This is a genomic window from Rhodovulum euryhalinum (genome assembly GCF_004342445.1).
Taxonomy (GTDB): domain Bacteria; phylum Pseudomonadota; class Alphaproteobacteria; order Rhodobacterales; family Rhodobacteraceae; genus Rhodovulum; species Rhodovulum euryhalinum.
In genome coordinates this window covers 46,035-62,180 of the sequence record NZ_SLWW01000015.1, presented here as the reverse complement: position 1 = coordinate 62,180, position 16,146 = coordinate 46,035, and the positions used below count along the sequence as shown (strand labels likewise).

Below are 16,146 nucleotides of genomic sequence, written 5' to 3'. Positions count from 1 at the left end.
CATCTCATGTTACCCGCCATGTCGCGGGCGCCAAGTAGATGCTCCTGATTAATCAATATTTCAAGCCGTAAATGCATCGAATGGTGACGAAACGACCGGGAAGGTGCGGGCGTCCTGCTCGGGCCAGTGGGCGAGGTTCAGGACCGCGCCTTCGGTACGGACCCGTTCGATGGCGGCCCGGTCGGCCTCGGCATAGGTCCAGCCGGGGGCGTTCGGCGCGCCCTCGGCCAGCACGCCGGTCGGCGGGAAACCGAGGTCGGGCGGGCCGTAAATCGCTGCGGCACCGGCATTTTCATCGACCGCGGGGCACCAGGCGGCCGGGCCCACGGTGGGCGCCTGCACCACGACGCATTGCCCCTCCAGCGCGCGGGCCATGGCGCCCACGCGCACCCGCCAATACCCCGCCAGCGTGTCGGTGCAGGACGGCACCAGAAGGATCTCGGCCCCGGCCGCGACAAGGGCACGGCCGAGCAGCGGGAATTCGGAATCATAGCAGATCAGCACCCCGATCCGACCCAGCGCGGTGTCGAACAGCGTCAGCGGCCCACCCGGGCGCACGTCCCAGACCTCGCGCTCGAAGCGGGTCATGATCTGCTTGTCCTGATGGCCGGTCTGGCCCCTTGGCCCGAAGAACCGGGCCCGGTTCACGGGGCGTTCCCCGCACCAGACCGGCGCGCTGGCGGCAAGGATATGCACCCCGTGCGACATCGCGAGCCGGGCGTGCAGCCCGTCGGCCGCCTCGATCAGGTCGGACACGACCCTGAGCGAGCGTTCCAGATCGCCCGCCGCATCCGGCCCGGCAAGCGAGGCCAGTTCCATCGCGCCGTATTCCGGAAAGACCAGCAGATCCGCCCCCTGCCCCGCCGCCTCGGCCACCCAGCCCGACAGCTTGTCCTCGTAGCTGGCCCAACTGTCGTGCCAGTCGATCGGGTACGCGGCGGCGGCGATCCTCATAGCGGCTTGATCCAGAATTGCAGGTCGTGACGTGTGGCGGCGGGCTGGTCGATGTCCTTCCAGGCGAATTGCGCCACGACGCCGTCGAGTCGATCATAGCCGCGCTTCTTCCAGAAGGCGTCGAGCGGACGGTAGTCGGCTGGCCTCAGCGGATGGTCAGCGGGGCGGACCACGCTGCAAAAGGTGCAGAACCGGCGGCCGAGCCTGCGGCCATGCGCCTCGCGCGCGGCGAAGAAGGCATGCCCCGCCCCCTGCCCGCGATATTCGGGCAAGAGCACGCTTTCGGCGCAGTAGAAGACCTGGGCAAGATCATAGCCCGTGCCCGCGAAGGCCGCGGCGAAATCGTCGGCGTGGTCTTCCAGCGGCGTGCCGGTCGAGGCGCCGACGATCCGGCCGCCGTCGAACGCCGCCACCAGGATCGCGCGTGGGTTGTCGCGGTAGGTCGCAAGATAGCGCCGTTCATAGGCCAGATCCCCGTCGTAGAGATAGGGCCAGTCGCGGAACACCCGGATGCGCAGGGCGGCCAGGTCGTCGAGGGCGGCCTCGACTTCCGCGCCGGTGAGGGTGCGGAAGTCCAGCGTCATTTCACCTGCCGCAGCCAGTCGGCAAGGTTGTAATAGGTGGTCACGCGCGCGATCTTGCCGTGCTTCAGCGTGAAGAACGACCCCGCCGGCAGGCGGTAGGTCTGGCCGCGCGCGGGCGGCAGGCCCTCGTCGGTCTCCAGGTAGGTGCCGTTCACCACGTATTCGGCGGCGGCGCGCGTGCCGTCGTCATTGGCGAAGATCACCATGTCGGTCAGGGTCTCGCGGTAGCAGCGGGACATGTGCGCGCAGAATTCCGCAAAGGCGGGCTTGCCGCGGCGGATCACGCCCTCGTTGACGTGGTGGTCCACGTCCTCGGACAGTTCCGCCAGCATGGCGTCGATGTCGCCTGCGTTGAAGGCGGCGAAATAGCGGTCGATCGCGTCGCGGCTCATGGCTTGCTCCCTTGGGTTGGCGGACCGAAGCGGCCGATCAGCCGCTCGACGATCTGGTCGCGGGTCTGGCGATAGGCGGCCAGCTTGTCGGCCCGGGTCTCGCCCAGGCCGGTGGGGTCCAGCACCGGCCAGTATTCCACGTCGAGATGGTAGTAGCGCGTCAACTCCTGCGCCCGGCGCAGGCTGGCGGGCGACATGGCAATGATCAGGTCATAGCTCGACAGGTCATCGCCCCATTCCTCCATCTCGTCAAAGGACCGCGCCTGGTGGCGGTCGATCTCGACGCCGATCTCCTCGCAGACGGCGACGGAAAAACCGTCCACCTCGCGGTCGTTCCTGACCCCCACGGACTGGACATAGGTGTCGGTTCCATAGAATTTCTTCATGATCCCCTCGGCCATCGGCGAGCGGACCGAGTTGTGATCGCAGCAGAACAGCACCGACGAGGGGATCGTGCCGGCCACCTCAACCCCCGAAATGCAGGACGCATACCAGGGTGAAGAGGCGCCGGGCGGTGTCGATGTCAAGCTCGGCCTTGCCGTCGAGACGTTCCTGCAGCAGCCGCGCGCCCTCGTTGTGGATGCCGCGCCGGGCCATGTCGATCGCCTCGATCTGGCTGGGGGGCAGGCGCTTGACCGCCTCGAAATAGCTTTCGCAGATCTGCCAGTAATCCTTGACCGCCTGCCGGAAGGGCGACAGCGACAGGTGGAACTCGGCCGCCGGATCACCCGCCTCGGTCTTCACGTCGAAGACCAGCCGCTTTTCCCGGATCGACAGCACCAGCCGGTAGGGTCCGGCGGGCGCGGACCGGTCATCGCGGCCGGGCAGCGCGAAGGAATTGTCCTCCATCAGGTCGAACAGCGCGACCTTGCGTTCCTGCTCGATCTCGGGTGTGGGGGGCGGCAGGTTCGTGTCGTCCAGTTCGACATGGATCAGGCGCGCGGTGTTCATGCGCTTTCCTCGTTCAGCCGGTCAAGCCGGGCACGGACGGACAGGCCATGCGCCTCGAGGCTTTCCGAGATGGCCAGCGTCTCGGCGGCGGGGCCGATCGCCTTCAGCGCCTCGGGCGTCATGCGGGCGACGGTTGTCCGCTTCATGAAATCCAGAACCGACAGGCCGGATGAAAAGCGGGCCGAGCGCGCGGTCGGCAGCACGTGGTTCGGCCCGCCGATATAGTCGCCGATCGCCTCGGGCGTCCATGGACCGAGGAAGATCGCGCCGGCATGGGTGATCCGGGCGGCCAGCGCGTCGGCATCGGCCACGCAGAGTTCCAGATGCTCGGGGGCCACGCGGTTCGACAGCTCGGCCGCCTCGGTCAGATCGCGCACGGTGATGACCGCGCCATAGTCGCGCCAGCTTGCCCCGGCGATCGTGCGGCGTTCCAGCGTTTCCAGCCGCCTGTCCACCGCCGCCGCCACCGCCCGGCCGAACGCGGCGTCGTCGGTGATCAGGATCGACTGGGCGCTTTCGTCATGCTCGGCCTGGGACAGCAGGTCGAGCGCCAGCCAGTCGGGATCGTTGTCGCGGTCCGCGATCACCAGGATTTCCGACGGCCCCGCGATCATGTCGATACCGACCTTGCCGAACACCCGCCGCTTGGCCGCCGCCACATAGGCGTTGCCGGGGCCGGTGATCTTGTCGACGGGCCGGATCGTCTGCGTGCCATAGGCCATGGCCGCGATGGCCTGCGCACCGCCGATCCGGTAGACGGTATCAACCCCTGACAGCCGGGCCGCCAGCAAGACCAGCGGGTTGGACTTGCCATCGGGCGTGGGCGCGCAGATCACCAGCCGTTCGACGCCCGCCACCTGCGCCGGAATCGCGTTCATCAGCACCGAGGACGGATAGCTTGCCAGCCCCCCCGGCACGTAGAGCCCCGCCGCCGAGACCGGCGTCCAGCGCCAGCCCAGCGTCGCACCCTCGGGGTCGGTCCATTGCACGTCCTCGGGCATCTGGCGGACGTGATAGGCCCGGATACGCTCGGCGGCGCGTTCCAGTGCCGCGCGTTCTGCCGTCGGCACCCTGGCACATTCCCTGTCGATCTCGTCCTGGGAAAAGGCCAGCGTCGCCGGGCTGAGCGCCAGCCGGTCGAAGCGCGCGGTCAGTTCGATCAGCGCGGCGTCGCCCATGGCGCGCACGTCGGCGATGATCTCGGAGACGACGGCATCCACATCGGGGCAGTCCTCGCGCTTGGCGCCGAGAAGCGCGGCGAACTCCGCCTCGAAGGTCGCAGAAGTGCTGTCCAGGAATACCGGCATGTCGTCCCCCGTGAGCCTGTCGCGCCCGTGTGTAACGGCAATTCCGCGCAGGGGGAACACCCCAATAGGGATGCCGGCCGCACCGTTGCGTTGCGCCCCGTCAATGCGCGCCGCGCGAACGGGGCCCTAGGCTCTGGCTGTTGCGCGCGCGGGCCCGCAAGGGGGCGGGACTTCGCATCCGGAAACGAAGGAGGATGACCGATGATCAAGGCAACATAGACCCTCGCGATCCTGGCCGCAGCGGCGCTTGCCGCCGGGCCCGCGCCGGCCGACGAGACCGGCAAGGCGGAATACATGCGGGCCTGCGCGTCCTGTCATGGCGAAAGCGGTCTCGGCCAGGGGCCGATCGCCGAATTCCTGACGATCCCCGTTCCGGGGCTGAACCGCCTGTCGGCCGAGAATGACGGCGCGTTCCCGATGCTCCAGGTGATCCAGATCATCGACGGGCGGACCGGCGTGCGCAGCCATGGCGAGCCGATGCCGATCTGGGGTGATCTGTTCAAGACGCCGCTGGTGGGCGGAATGGGCGACTACGGCGCCGAGGTCATCGTGCGCGGGCGAGTCCTGTCGATCGCCTATTACCTGGAGTCGATCCAGGAATGACACATGAAGACCAGGCGCCGCGCTAATCCTCGGGATGGTGCGGCGCCTTGCCCGACGGCGCCTCGTAGGGCCGGGTGACGTCATGCAGCGTCACCTCGAGACATTCGACATCAATCGCGATGGCGCCATCGCCCGCCAGCGTCAGGATCACCCGCCCGGCGCCGTCCTCGCCCGGCTCGAACGCGATCGACAGTACTGAAAGCACCAGTTCCGGGTCGCGCCGGTCAAAGCCCTGGCTGGCCACAAGGCGCACATCCTCGACGGTCAGCACCGATTGTACGCGCTCGTAGCTGCGGTGGTGACGCTCGGCCGCGTCGCGGATTTCCCAGCGGAACCGGTTCAGCAAAAGCGCAAGGCGCCGCCCGCGCCGGTCCCAGCGCATCTCGGTTGCGGGCAGCACCGCATCCTGCACCAGCGCCGAAATCACGCCCAGATCGTCGGGCGCGACCGCCAGCAGGTGCAGGGGTTGTTCCGCCCCTTCGGCAAAACGCGCGTCGCGCGGCCCGGTCATTGCCCCCCCACCCTCTCGATATGGGCGCCGCAGGCGCCGAGTTTCTGTTCCACCTTCTCGTAGCCGCGGTCCAGATGGTAGACGCGGCTGACCACCGTCTCGCCCTCGGCCGCCAGCGCGGCAAGGATCAGCGACACGCTGGCCCGCAGGTCGGTCGCCATCACCGGCGCGCCCTTCAGCCGTTCTATCCCCGTCACCCGGGCGGTGCCGCCCTGAACCTCGATCCGCGCGCCCATCCGCACCAGTTCGGGCGCATGCATGAAGCGGTTCTCGAAGATCGTCTCTTCCAGTTCACTGACGCCTTCGGCGGTGCACAAGAGCGCCATCATCTGCGCCTGAAGGTCGGTGGGAAAGCCCGGAAACGCCTCGGTCCGGACATTGACCGCGTTCACCCGGTCGTTCCGGCGGACGACGCGGATGCCGCGTTCGGTCTGCTCGCAAGAGACCCCCGCCTCTTCCAGCTTGTCGGCAAAGGCCCGCACCAGTTCCAGCCGCCCGCCGAGGCAGGTCACCTCGCCCCCGGTGATCGCGGGGGCCAGCATGTAGGTGCCCAGCTCGATCCTGTCGGTCACCACCTGGTGGGTGGCGCCCCCTAGCGCCGCCACGCCGTCGATGGTGATTGTATCGGTGCCCTCGCCGTCGATCTGCGCCCCCATCGCGCGCAGGCAGCGGGCAAGATCGACGATCTCGGGCTCGCGCGCGGCGTTCTTCAGCACCGTGGTGCCACGTGCCAGCGTCGCCGCCATCAGCACGTTCTCGGTGGCGCCGACCGAGACCTTGGGAAACGCGACCACCGCGCCTTTCAGCCCCCCAGGCGCCTTGGCATGCACATAGCCATCGCGCAGATCGAGCACGGCCCCCAGCGCCTCGAGCGCGCCAAGGTGCAGGTCCACGGGCCGCGCGCCGATCGCGCAGCCGCCGGGCAACGAGACCTGCGCCTGCCCGCAGCGCGCCAGCAGCGGCCCAAGCACCAGGATCGAGGCGCGCATCTTGCGCACGATGTCATAGTCCGCCCGGGTGCCGGTCAGGTCGTGCGACGACAGCGCCAGCACCTTGCCCCGGTGCAGCGCCGAAACCTCGGCGCCCAGCGACTGCAACAGCGTTGTCATGGTGCGGATGTCCGACAGTCGGGGCGTGTTTGTCAGCGTCAGCGGCGCATCGGTCAACAGCGTCGCGGGCATGAGCGCCAGGCAGGCGTTCTTGGCCCCCGCGATGGGAATGTCGCCATGAAGGGGCCCGCCCCCCCGGATCAGTATCTGGTCCATCAGCCCTGCTCTTTCTGCCCGGCGGCGCTGGCGGCACCGCGGGCCCGCGCCTGCGCCTTGCGCCGGGCGAGGTTCGCCTTGAGCGCCTGCTTGAGGCGGTCCTCGCGCGGCGCAGCCGCCTTGTCCGCACCCGTTTTCGGGGATTTTCCGTTCATGGAACCCTCTCTACCGCAGGGGCCAAAAAGCGTCCAGATAGCGCTTGCGTCGGAACCCGATTGCGTCTAATCAGCCGCCCACGCGACGGCCGCAGTAGCTCAGTGGTAGAGCGCACCCTTGGTAAGGGTGAGGTCGGGAGTTCAATCCTCCCCTGCGGCACCATTGCGGCACCCGGCAAAGACCGATCCCCTTGATGTTGTCACGCGCACCCGATCCGTGCGAGTTTCGCGTGCACGGGCCGCTAGCGTTGCAGCTTTGGCGCGGGCCTCACTGCCTCCATTCCCACGGCGCGGTAAAATTGCCAAGCACATGGCGCACCGCCGCGTCGTCTTCGCCCCCCTGCCGTTCGAGATGGGCGACGAGGCCGCGCTTGCGGTCCTCGACCACCTCGGCGACCCGTACGGCCAGCCCCGCCTCGGACAGCGCGGCATCATAGACCCGCTGGATCGCGCGCTTCCTGAGGTCTGGCTTGAACACCTTGCCGACCGCGGTCTTGGGCAGTTCGTCCAGGATCTCGACATGCTTGGGGATCGCGGCACGTTCGTGGATATGGACGCGGGCATAGTCCAGCAGGTCCTCGGGCGTGGCGGTCGCACCCTGCACCAGTTCCACATAGGCACAGGGCAGTTCGCCCGCAAAGGCGTCGGGCTGGCCGATGGCACCCACGAAGGCCACGTCGCGGTGGCCGGCCAGCGCCTGCTCGATCTCGGCGGGGTCGATATTGTGGCCGCCCCGGATGATGATGTCCTTGGCGCGGCCGGTGATGTAGAGATAGCCATCGGCGTCGAACCGGCCCAGATCGCCGGTACGCAGGAACTGGCCGTCGGCGTAGAGCCCAAGGTTCTTGGACGCATCCGTATAGGTCGCCCCCGCGAGCACGCCGGGATTGGCCACGCAGATCTCGCCCACCTCGTCGATGTCACATTCGGCGATCACGTTGCCCTCGGCATCGCATTTCAGGATGCGCACCTGGGTATAGGGAAACGGCAACCCGACCGAGCCGATCTTCTTGGCCCCGTCCGGCGGGTTGATCGACACGAGGCAGGTCGCCTCGGTCAGCCCGTAGCCCTCGCAGATCGTGACGCCGGTGGCCTTTTCAAAGCGGTTGTAAAGCTCGATGGGCAACGGCGCCGAGCCCGAGAACGCGTAGCGCAGGGTCGAGACATCGGCGTCCACCTTGCGCTGCATCAGCGCGGCGATGGCGGTGGGCACGGTAATGACGAAGGTCACACCCCAACGCTCGATCAGCTTCCAGAAATTGTCGAAGACACCGTCGCCCCGATAGCCCGCGGGCGTGGGCAGCACGACATGCGCGCCCGCGGCGATCACCGACATCAGCACCGGATAGGCCGCAAAGACATGAAAAAGCGGCAAGGGGCAGATCAGCGTGTCCTGTTCCGAGAACAGCAGACGATGGCCCAGCCAGCCGTTATAGACCATCCCCGAAACCGTGTGCCGGGCGATCTTGGGCATCCCCGTGGTGCCGCCGGTGTGGAACAGCGCGGCGATCCGGTCCTCGGTGTGGTCGGCAAAGTCCAGCCCGTCGGCGCGTTCCTTCGCCAGTTCCTTGTGGAAATCCATCAGGTCGGCGTGGTGGTTGTCGGGGTTCTTGGGCCGGATCAGCGGCACGATCAGCCTCTTGATCCCGGTCAGATAGCGCAGCAGGTCCACTTCGAGCACCGTGTCCACGCAGGGCGCGTGGCGCACCGCCTCGGCGACCTTCTGGCCCACATCGGTCTTGGGGAACGTCCTCAGCGTGACCACAACCTTGGCCCCGGTCTCGCGCAGGATCGCGGCGATCTGTTCGGCCTCGAGAAGCGGGTTGATCGGGTTGACGATCCCGGCCACGGCGCCGCCCAGCAACGTCACCGCCGTCTCGGTGCAGTTGGGCAGGATATAGGCGATGACGTCGTCCTGTTGCACGCCGAGACGGCGGAAAAGGTTCGCCGCCTGGGTAACGCGGGCGTGAAGCTCGCGCCAACTCAGCGTTTCGGCAGGAGCCCCGGGATCGGACAACAACTGGAACGACAGCGCCGGGCGGGAAGGATGTGCCCTGGCGGTCGCGCTCACGAATTCGTGGATGCTCCGCGGCAGCTGGCGGTCGTTCCAGACGGACTCGGCCTCGATCGCGTCGCGATCGGCGCGTGAGGCATAGGCTGCCATCGTCGCTCCTCCCAGGGAACCGTTCCTGCCGGTCCCTCTTCTCCCTGTCGGAAGGTGAGGATGGCCGCAAAATCCGTTCGCCGCAAGATGTCGCGCGACACCGTCAACGCGACGTCAAACGGCGGACGGTTCTTGCCCTCAGTCCTGCGGGATGCGCAGCACCTGGCCGGGATAGATCTTGTCGGGATCGGTCAGCATCGGCTTGTTGGCCTCGAAGATCTCGGTGTAGCGGGCGCCGTTGCCCAGGGTCTTCTCGGCGATCTTCCACAGGCTGTCGCCCTTGACGACAGTGTGGAAAACAGGATCGGCACCGCCAGCCTCGTCCTCGACCTCGGCCACGCCGTCGATGTTGCCGACCGCCAGCATGACCTTTTCCTTGGCCTCCTGGCTCTTTGGCGTGCCCTTGACCTTGACCTTGTCGCCCTCGACCTCGATCTCCAGTCCCTCGGCATCAAGGCCGAGATCGGCGATCTCCTTGCTCAGTTCCTCGGCGCTGGGGGCCTCGGCGGCCTCGGCGCGGCCGCTGAGCTTCTTGCCCGCGTTCTTCATGAATTTCCACAAACCCATCTCTGTCGTCCTCCGCGACAATCGTTAACGATGCCGCAGCCTAGACCGGGTTCTGCAACAAGCAAACGAAAACGCCGCGGCTCAGGCCGCGCTTTCGATGCCATCGGTGAATTGCAGCCGGGCAAGGCGCGCGTAAAGCCCGCCCTGGGCGACCAGCGCCTCATGCGTGCCCTCGGCGACAACCCGGCCCGCATCAAACACGAGGATGCGGTCGGCCTTCTTCACCGTGGCCAGCCGGTGCGCCACGATCAGCGTGGTGCGCGTTGCCGCCAATTCATCGACCGCGTGCTGGACGGCGCGTTCGGATTCCGCATCCAGCGCCGAGGTCGCCTCGTCCAGCAGCAGGACCGGCGCGTCGCGCAGGATCGCGCGGGCGATGGCGATGCGCTGCTTCTGCCCGCCCGACAGCATGATGCCGCGTTCGCCCACATAGGTCTCATAGCCATCGGGCAGCGCGGTCAGGAAATCGTGCGCAGCCGCAGCCCGGGCGGCGGCCTCGACCTCGGCATCGGTCGCCTCGGGCCGGCCGAAACGGATATTCTCGCGCGCGGTGGCGGCAAAGATCACCGGGTCCTGCGGCACCAGCGCGATGTGGTGGCGGAAAGTGGCCCGCGTGGTGTCGCGCAGATCCACCCCATCCAGCAGGATGCGCCCTCCCTGCGGATCGTAGAACCGCAGCAGAAGCTGGATGATCGTGGATTTTCCCGCCCCCGAGGGACCGACCAGCGCCACGGTCTCGCCCGGCCGCACATGCAGGTTCACCCCGTCAAGCGCCGCGATGCCCGGGCGCGAGGGATAGTGGAAAAGCACGCTGTCGAACCGGATGTCGCCACGGATGCGCGCGGGCAGCGCCACGGGGCGCGCGGGGTCATTGACGCTGTCCTCGGCGGTCAGCAGTTCCACCAGGCGTTCGGTTGCCCCCGCAGCGCGCTGCAACTCGCCCCAGACCTCGGTCATCGCGCCCACGGCGCCCGCGACCATCACCGAGTAGATCACGAACTGGACAAGTTCACCCACCGTCATCGCGTCGGCGCGCACGTCCCGCGCGCCCACCCACAGCACGCCGACGATGCCCGCGAAGACCAGGAAGATCACGATCACGGTCATTACCGCGCGCGTGCCGATCCGCTGTTTCGCGGCGACAAAGCTTTTCTCGGTCACGTCGTGAAAGGTGCTGCGGCTGGCCGCCTCGTGGGTGAAGGCCTGCACCGTCTGCACCGACAGCAACGCCTCGGAGGCGTTGCCGGACGACACCGCGATCCAGTCCTGATTCTCGCGCGACAACCGCCGCAGCCTCCGGCCCAGCAGTACGATCGGCACGATCACCGCGGGAACAAGGACCAGCACCGCGCTGGTCAGCTTGGCCGAGGTGGCCAGCATCAGCACCAGCCCGCCGAAAAAGATCAGCACGTTGCGCAGCGCCACCGACACCGAAGACCCGATCACCGACAGGATCAGCGTGGTGTCGGTGGTGATCCGGCTAAGCACCTCGCCGGTCATGGTCCGTTCGTAGAAGGCGGGGCTCATCCCGATCATGCGGTCGAAGACGGCGGTGCGGATGTCGGCCACCACCCGTTCGCCCAGCCGGGTGACAAGGTAATAGCGCAGCGCCGTACCCAGTGCGAGCAGCCCCGCAATGGCCAGCGCCGCCGCGAAATAGCTGTCCAGAAGGGCAGCGGCCTCGGTCTCGAACGCATCCACCACGCGGCGCACCGCCACGGGCAGGACCAGCGACACCGCTGCCGTCAGCACCAGCACCGTCAACGCGGCGCCCAGCATCCCCTTGTAGGGCGTGACGAAGGGCCAAAGCGCCTTGAGCGCCCCGATCCGCTTCGATTTCGCGCGCTCTTCGTCCAGCTTCGCCCTTGGGGGCATCGTTCGCTCCTGCTTGTTCCGGGGTGTTGTAGGGCCGGACGGCAGGGACAACAAGCCGCAGGCGCCGATTTCACGGCGCCGGGGACGGCCAGGGGCGGGACGGGGCTGGAGCGGGTAGACGGAATCGAACCGACATAGCCTGCTTGGAAGGCAGGGGCTTTACCATTAAGCTATACCCGCGTGTGTCCGTGACTAGGGCACGTCCGCGCGACGGTCAAGCCGGATGTCGGCGTCCTATCGGATCCGGCGCGCGGATTCGACAGCGATGCGGGCGATGTCACCGCGGCCGATGCCGAGATCGTCGAGTTCCCGATCGCTCAGCGCCGACAGTTCGTGAAAGGTGGCGCGACGGGCGGCGTAGAACCGCGCCCAGCCATGCAGGGCATTGGCCGTCCGCGAAAGTTTGTCGGCGACTCCGCCGCGGGTCGTGAACGCATGGGTCACGAAGGACATCATATCTCTCCAGTATCGGGTTGCGGCCGAGAGATAGACGTTTTCTGCACCCGCACAATGACCACCGTGGAAATGCCGCCATGCAGCACCCGCATGGCGCGAAACGCGGTCGGATTTCAGCCGAGAGTCACCCGCCGGCCGCCCTCAGCCCCGCTTTGGGCGATGGCGTGGATGACGCGCTCGATCCCCAGGGCATGGGCGAAGCCGGGATGGGCCACGCGCCCGCCCGCGATGGCACGCAGGAGTTCCGCCGCCTCTATGGTCTTGAGATCCAGAAAGCCAAGCTGGTGGCCGGGCGCGGGCACGAAGCGGCCATAGGGCGCGTGCTCGGGGCCGGTCAGGATGGTGCGAAAGCCCTGCTCGGCCTTCGGTCCCTCGTTGACGTAAAGCTGAAGCTCGTTCATCCGCTCCTGCGCGAAGGCGATCATCCCCTTGGTGCCGTGCACCTCGACATCCAGCCGATTCTTGCGCCCCCAGGCCGAACGCGAGGCCGAGATCGACCCCTGCGCACCGTTCGCGAACCGCAGGATCGCGGTCGCGGTGTCCTCGTTCTCGACCGCAGCGCGGCCCGACCCATCCGCCAGCGGACGGTCGGCATGCACGATCTGGGTGTCGGCGATCAGGCTTTCGATCGGCCCCGCCAGGGCAAGGACCAGCGACACGAGATGACAGCCCAGATCGCCCAGCGCCCCCAGCCCCGCATCGGCCAGCCGTGCGCGCCAGGTCCAGGGAAGGTCGGGATCGGCCTGGTAATCCTCGTCCACCCAGCCGCGAACATGCACGACGCGGCCGATCCGACCCGCCCCGACCAGACGTTTCGCATGCAGGATCGCCGGGTTGTGCAGGTAGTTGTAGCCGACCAGCGTGATCCGGCCCGCGGCGCGCGCGGCCGCCTCCATCCGTTCCGCATCGGCCAGCGTCAGCGCCATCGGCTTTTCGCACCAGACATGCTTGCCCGCCTGCAGCGCGGCGATCGCCATCTCCGCATGCAGGTTGTTCGGCGTGGTGATCGACACGATGTCGATCGCGGGATCGGCCACGATCTCGCGCCAGTCGGCCGTGGCGCGGACGAACCCGAACTGCGCGGCGAACCGGGCTGCCTTGTCGGCGGGCGTGTCGCACAGGCACTCCAGCCGCACCTCCGGCACGTCACCCATCACCGCGCGCACCGACCGGAACGCCAGCGCATGCGTCTTGCCCATGAAGCCCGTGCCGATCAGCCCGATCCCCAGCGCCGTCATGGTTGGCCCTTCCCTTGATGGATTATTTGTTCCATCATTTCTATGATATTTCGCAATCGTTCCGTCAACACGGATTGGAGGCTCCATGCGCCAGCGCCCTGCCCCCCGCAGCGTCGAGGGGTTCCACGATCGGCTGCTCGAGATCCAGGAGGGGCTGCCAAAGCGGCTGCGGCAATGCGCGGAATACCTGGCCGCGCATACCGACCGGATCGCGGTCTCGACCGTGGCCGAGATCGCGGCGGCAGCGGGCGTGCAGCCCTCGGCGGTGATGCGGTTCTGCCAGCTCATGGGGTTCTCGGGCTATTCCGAGATGCAGAAGCTGTTCCGCGACAGCCTCACCGCGGCATGGCCCGATTACCGCGAGCGGCTGAAGGGCCTGCGCGACAGTGGCGCGGGCAGTCCCTCGGCGCTGCTGGCGGAATTCGCCGAGGCCGGGACAAGATCTCTGGAAGCCCTTGTTTCCAATGTTGATTCACGCCAGCTTGACCGGGCGGTGAAAGTGATCTCCGAGGCGCGGACGGTGCATGTGGCCGGGCTCAGGCGCGCCTTTCCGGTCGCCGCCTACCTGGCCTATGCCTTCGAAAAGATGGAGCGGCCCGCAATGCTGCACAGCCGCACCGCGAACCTTGATGCGCGCCACGCGGTGCGCGAGGGCGACGCGCTGATCGCCATCACCTTCGCCCCCTACAGCGCGGCAACGGTGGACCTGGCCGAGCATTGCACCGCCCGGGGCGTGCCCGTGGTGGCGATCACCGATACCGCGCTCAGCCCCCTGATGCAGCTTGACGCGATCAGCCTGATGGTGCGCGAGGTCGACTTCGGCGCGTTCCGCGCGCTGTCTGCAACGCTCGCGCTGGCCACCACGCTGGCAGTCGCCTCTGGCGCGAAGATGCTGGACTAATCGTGCTGGATTGACAGAAATAGAATTTTAATTCCATTATTTTTCCACGCGATGAATTCGATTCGACAACGAACGGACTCGCGTCGGCCGACGGTACGCCGCCGGACCGGGATCTATCAGGGAGGACAACATGAACCGCATCCTTGCACCGCTGGCCGCGGTCGCCATTGCCGCGCCGGCCTTTGCCGCCGACATCATCGTGGTCAGCCATGGCCAGGCCAACGATCCATTCTGGTCGGTGGTCAAGAACGGCGTCGACAAGGCCGCCGCCGATACCGGCGCCAATGTCGACTACCGCGCACCGGAAACCTTCGACATGGTCGCGATGGGCCAGCTCATCGACGCCGCCGTGAACCAGGAACCCGATGGGCTGGTGGTCTCGATTCCCGATGCCGACGCGCTGGGCCCGTCGATCGAACGGGCGGTCGCGGCCGGCATCCCGGTGATCTCGATGAATTCGGGCGCGGATGTCGCCAGGGGCCTGGGCGCGCTGCTGCATGTCGGCCAGGACGAGTTCGACGCGGGCAAGGCCGCGGGCGCCAGACTGGCCGAGATGGGCGGCACCAAGGCGATCTGCGTGAACCACGAGGTCGGCAATGTCTCGCTCGACCTGCGCTGCGAGGGCTTCGCCGAAGGTTTCGGCGGAGAGACGACCGTCCTGCCCACCACCAACGACCCAGCCGAGGTCGCGGCCAAGGTACGCGCTGCCCTCGACTCCGACCCCGACATCGACACGGTGATGGCGCTGGGCGCGTCGCTGGCGGGCGAGCCGTCGGCCGAGGCGGTCAAGGCCGCAGGCCGGGACGAGGTGAACGTCGCGACCTTCGACATGTCGGCCGGGTTCCTGCAGATGGTGGCCGATGGCGACGCCGCCTTCGCGATCGACCAGCAGCAGTTCCTGCAAGGCTACCTGCCGGTCGTGTTCCTGAACCTGCATGCACAATACGGGCTGATCCCGGGCGGCGACGTGCCCTCGGGGCCGAACCTGATCACCGCCGACAAGGCCGCCCAGGTGGTCGAACTGTCGGCTCAGGGCATCCGCTGATCGGTGCGGCGTGAACGGGGGCGGCCGCACGCCGGCCGCCCCGGCATCGCAAGCGAGGGAGGAGACCGATGCCCGCGGACAGCGCACCAACGGGCGCCGACGAGCGCCTGAAGACCGAGCCGTTCCTGGCCCGCCTGATGAAGCGCCCCGAACTCGGCGCCATCGCCGGGGTCGTGCTGGTGACGGTATTCTTCCTGATCGTGGCCGATCCCGCGATGTTCACGCTGGCCGGCGTGCTGAACTTCCTCAGCCCCGCAGCGCAGCTCGGCATCCTTGCCATCGGCGCCGCGATGCTGATGGTCGGGGGCGAGTTCGACCTGTCGGTCGGCTCGATGGTGGCTTTCGCGGGGCTGGTCTTCGGGGCCTGCGTCGTGACCTTCGGGATGCCGCTGATCCTGGCGATCCCGCTGACGCTGGCCTTCGCGGCACTTTGCGGGGCGTTCAACGGGCAGATCGTGCTCAAGACCGGCCTGCCCTCCTTCATCGTGACGCTGGCCTTCCTGTTCATCTATCGTGGGCTGTCGCTGGTGGGCCTGAAATGGGCGACCGACGGCTCGACGCAGCTGCGCGGCGTGCGCGACGCGGTCGAGGGCGATGTGCTGGCCCCGCTCTTCTCGGGCGACGCCTTCCCGGGCCTGTTCGTGATGCTGGCCGAGGCCGGGCTGATCGACACGTTCAAGAACGGCATGCCCAAGGTCCAGGGCATCCCGGTCGAGATCCTGTGGTTCATCGCGGTGGCGCTGGTGGCGACCTACATCCTGCTGAAAACCGCTGCCGGGAACTGGATCTTCGCATCGGGGGGCGATGCGACCGCGGCGTCGAACTCGGGCGTTCCCGTGCGCCGGGTCAAGCTGACGCTGTTCATGTTCACCGCCGCCTGCGCGGCGCTGGTGGCCATCATCACCGTGCTCGACAGCGGCTCGACCGACGCGCGCCGCGGCTTTCAGAAGGAGTTCGAGGCGATCATCGCGGCCGTCATCGGCGGCTGCCTGCTGACCGGCGGCTACGGCTCGGCCATCGGTGCGTTCTTCGGCGCGATCATCTTCGGCATGGTGCTGATCGGGCTGACCTACACGAATATCGACCAGGACTGGTACCTGGTCTTCCTGGGCGGCATGCTGCTGATCGCGGTGCTGTTCAACAACATGATCCGCAAGCGCGTCACCGGGGAGCGCTGA

At 67.6% G+C, this 16,146-nt stretch carries 18 protein-coding genes and 2 tRNA genes; 5 read left to right on the top strand and 15 right to left on the bottom strand.

Annotated elements, in window-relative coordinates:
- Positions 1-60 precede the first annotated feature (60 nt).
- Genes EV655_RS15965 through hisD form a run of 6 tightly spaced genes read right to left on the bottom strand, consistent with a single transcriptional unit; the run spans position 61 to position 4,188 of the window.
- Entirely contained in the window at positions 61-954 is an 894-nt protein-coding gene (locus EV655_RS15965; RefSeq protein WP_132546363.1) for a carbon-nitrogen hydrolase family protein, read from the bottom strand.
- Complete coding sequence (locus EV655_RS15960) at positions 951-1,538, bottom strand: GNAT family N-acetyltransferase (protein WP_132546362.1); 588 nt, start codon at positions 1,536-1,538, stop codon at positions 951-953. Before EV655_RS15960 ends, EV655_RS15965 begins: the two co-directional genes overlap by 4 nt.
- Positions 1,535-1,930: a ketosteroid isomerase-related protein gene (locus EV655_RS15955; protein ID WP_132546361.1), complete on the bottom strand. Its 396-nt coding sequence runs from the start codon at positions 1,928-1,930 to the stop codon at positions 1,535-1,537. The genes EV655_RS15960 and EV655_RS15955 overlap by 4 nt, the downstream gene beginning before the upstream one ends.
- Complete coding sequence (locus EV655_RS15950; RefSeq protein ID WP_132546360.1) at positions 1,927-2,394, bottom strand: arsenate-mycothiol transferase ArsC; 468 nt, start codon at positions 2,392-2,394, stop codon at positions 1,927-1,929. The genes EV655_RS15955 and EV655_RS15950 overlap by 4 nt, the downstream gene beginning before the upstream one ends.
- Before the next feature lies 1 nt (position 2,395).
- Complete coding sequence (locus EV655_RS15945) at positions 2,396-2,881, bottom strand: UPF0262 family protein (protein ID WP_132546359.1); 486 nt, start codon at positions 2,879-2,881, stop codon at positions 2,396-2,398.
- A complete protein-coding gene (gene hisD / locus EV655_RS15940) occupies positions 2,878-4,188 on the bottom strand; it encodes a histidinol dehydrogenase (protein WP_132546358.1) in 1,311 nt (436 codons plus the stop codon). The genes EV655_RS15945 and hisD overlap by 4 nt, the downstream gene beginning before the upstream one ends.
- A 228-nt stretch (positions 4,189-4,416) precedes the next feature.
- On the opposite strand from hisD, the gene EV655_RS15935 reads away from it, so the two are divergent.
- Entirely contained in the window at positions 4,417-4,791 is a 375-nt protein-coding gene (locus EV655_RS15935; protein WP_132546357.1) for a c-type cytochrome, read from the top strand.
- Positions 4,792-4,813: 22 nt separating this feature from the next.
- Here the strand turns inward: EV655_RS15935 and EV655_RS15930 are convergent, their stop codons facing one another.
- From EV655_RS15930 to EV655_RS18750, 3 genes are read right to left on the bottom strand one after another with little or no spacing between them, the layout of a single operon-like run.
- On the bottom strand, positions 4,814-5,302 hold the full coding sequence (locus EV655_RS15930; protein WP_132546356.1) for a DUF2948 family protein: 489 nt from the start codon (positions 5,300-5,302) through the stop codon (positions 4,814-4,816).
- Positions 5,299-6,567, bottom strand: coding sequence for a UDP-N-acetylglucosamine 1-carboxyvinyltransferase (gene murA / locus EV655_RS15925; RefSeq protein WP_132546355.1), 1,269 nt, complete (start codon positions 6,565-6,567; stop codon positions 5,299-5,301). The genes EV655_RS15930 and murA overlap by 4 nt, the downstream gene beginning before the upstream one ends.
- Positions 6,567-6,722, bottom strand: a complete 156-nt coding sequence (locus tag EV655_RS18750; RefSeq protein ID WP_165905375.1) for a hypothetical protein — start codon at positions 6,720-6,722, stop codon at positions 6,567-6,569. The genes murA and EV655_RS18750 overlap by 1 nt, the downstream gene beginning before the upstream one ends.
- Positions 6,723-6,810: 88 nt before the next feature.
- On the opposite strand from EV655_RS18750, the gene EV655_RS15920 reads away from it, so the two are divergent.
- Positions 6,811-6,885 (top strand) — tRNA-Thr (locus tag EV655_RS15920).
- A gap of 105 nt (positions 6,886-6,990) precedes the next feature.
- On the opposite strand, the gene EV655_RS15915 is transcribed toward EV655_RS15920, so the two are convergent.
- From EV655_RS15915 to EV655_RS15890, 6 genes are all read right to left on the bottom strand, one after another.
- Positions 6,991-8,886 carry an acyl-CoA synthetase gene (locus EV655_RS15915; protein ID WP_132546354.1) on the bottom strand — a complete coding sequence of 632 codons (1,896 nt, stop codon included), beginning with the start codon at positions 8,884-8,886 and terminating at the stop codon, positions 6,991-6,993.
- Positions 8,887-9,024: 138 nt separating this feature from the next.
- A complete protein-coding gene (gene lysM, locus EV655_RS15910; RefSeq protein ID WP_132546353.1) occupies positions 9,025-9,453 on the bottom strand; it encodes a peptidoglycan-binding protein LysM in 429 nt (142 codons plus the stop codon).
- 81 nt (positions 9,454-9,534) lie between these two features.
- Positions 9,535-11,328, bottom strand: a complete 1,794-nt coding sequence (locus tag EV655_RS15905; protein ID WP_132546352.1) for an ABC transporter transmembrane domain-containing protein — start codon at positions 11,326-11,328, stop codon at positions 9,535-9,537.
- A 106-nt stretch (positions 11,329-11,434) separates the two neighbouring features.
- Positions 11,435-11,508: transfer RNA gene (locus EV655_RS15900), tRNA-Gly, on the bottom strand.
- A gap of 54 nt (positions 11,509-11,562) precedes the next feature.
- The gene (locus EV655_RS15895; protein WP_132546351.1) at positions 11,563-11,781 is read right to left on the bottom strand and encodes a DUF1127 domain-containing protein; all 219 of its coding nucleotides are present in this window, start codon (positions 11,779-11,781) and stop codon (positions 11,563-11,565) included.
- Between the two features lie 116 nt (positions 11,782-11,897).
- Positions 11,898-13,022, bottom strand: a complete 1,125-nt coding sequence (locus EV655_RS15890) for a Gfo/Idh/MocA family protein (protein WP_132546350.1) — start codon at positions 13,020-13,022, stop codon at positions 11,898-11,900.
- 85 nt (positions 13,023-13,107) lie between these two features.
- On the opposite strand from EV655_RS15890, the gene EV655_RS15885 reads away from it, so the two are divergent.
- The 3 genes from EV655_RS15885 to EV655_RS15875 all read left to right on the top strand — a co-directional run bounded on the left by EV655_RS15885 (position 13,108) and on the right by EV655_RS15875 (position 16,146).
- Entirely contained in the window at positions 13,108-13,923 is an 816-nt protein-coding gene (locus EV655_RS15885) for a MurR/RpiR family transcriptional regulator (protein ID WP_132546349.1), read from the top strand.
- Between the two features lie 130 nt (positions 13,924-14,053).
- Positions 14,054-14,968: a sugar ABC transporter substrate-binding protein gene (locus tag EV655_RS15880; protein ID WP_132546348.1), complete on the top strand. Its 915-nt coding sequence runs from the start codon at positions 14,054-14,056 to the stop codon at positions 14,966-14,968.
- 68 nt (positions 14,969-15,036) lie between these two features.
- A complete protein-coding gene (locus EV655_RS15875) occupies positions 15,037-16,146 on the top strand; it encodes an ABC transporter permease (RefSeq protein WP_132546347.1) in 1,110 nt (369 codons plus the stop codon).

Excerpts from the sequence above, each read along its gene's own strand:
- EV655_RS15965 (WP_132546363.1), bottom strand. The coding sequence starts at position 954 with ATGAGGATCGCCGCCGCCGCGTACCCGATCGACTGGCACGACAGTTGG.
- EV655_RS15960 (WP_132546362.1), bottom strand. The coding sequence starts at position 1,538 with ATGACGCTGGACTTCCGCACCCTCACCGGCGCGGAAGTCGAGGCCGCC.
- EV655_RS15955 (WP_132546361.1), bottom strand. The coding sequence starts at position 1,930 with ATGAGCCGCGACGCGATCGACCGCTATTTCGCCGCCTTCAACGCAGGC.
- EV655_RS15945 (WP_132546359.1), bottom strand. The coding sequence starts at position 2,881 with ATGAACACCGCGCGCCTGATCCATGTCGAACTGGACGACACGAACCTG.
- hisD (WP_132546358.1), bottom strand. The coding sequence starts at position 4,188 with ATGCCGGTATTCCTGGACAGCACTTCTGCGACCTTCGAGGCGGAGTTC.
- EV655_RS15930 (WP_132546356.1), bottom strand. The coding sequence starts at position 5,302 with ATGACCGGGCCGCGCGACGCGCGTTTTGCCGAAGGGGCGGAACAACCC.
- murA (WP_132546355.1), bottom strand. The coding sequence starts at position 6,567 with ATGGACCAGATACTGATCCGGGGGGGCGGGCCCCTTCATGGCGACATT.
- EV655_RS18750 (WP_165905375.1), bottom strand. The coding sequence starts at position 6,722 with ATGAACGGAAAATCCCCGAAAACGGGTGCGGACAAGGCGGCTGCGCCG.
- EV655_RS15915 (WP_132546354.1), bottom strand. The coding sequence starts at position 8,886 with ATGGCAGCCTATGCCTCACGCGCCGATCGCGACGCGATCGAGGCCGAG.
- lysM (WP_132546353.1), bottom strand. The coding sequence starts at position 9,453 with ATGGGTTTGTGGAAATTCATGAAGAACGCGGGCAAGAAGCTCAGCGGC.
- EV655_RS15905 (WP_132546352.1), bottom strand. The coding sequence starts at position 11,328 with ATGCCCCCAAGGGCGAAGCTGGACGAAGAGCGCGCGAAATCGAAGCGG.
- EV655_RS15895 (WP_132546351.1), bottom strand. The coding sequence starts at position 11,781 with ATGTCCTTCGTGACCCATGCGTTCACGACCCGCGGCGGAGTCGCCGAC.
- EV655_RS15890 (WP_132546350.1), bottom strand. The coding sequence starts at position 13,022 with ATGACGGCGCTGGGGATCGGGCTGATCGGCACGGGCTTCATGGGCAAG.
- EV655_RS15885 (WP_132546349.1), top strand. The coding sequence starts at position 13,108 with ATGCGCCAGCGCCCTGCCCCCCGCAGCGTCGAGGGGTTCCACGATCGG.
- EV655_RS15880 (WP_132546348.1), top strand. The coding sequence starts at position 14,054 with ATGAACCGCATCCTTGCACCGCTGGCCGCGGTCGCCATTGCCGCGCCG.
- EV655_RS15875 (WP_132546347.1), top strand. The coding sequence starts at position 15,037 with ATGCCCGCGGACAGCGCACCAACGGGCGCCGACGAGCGCCTGAAGACC.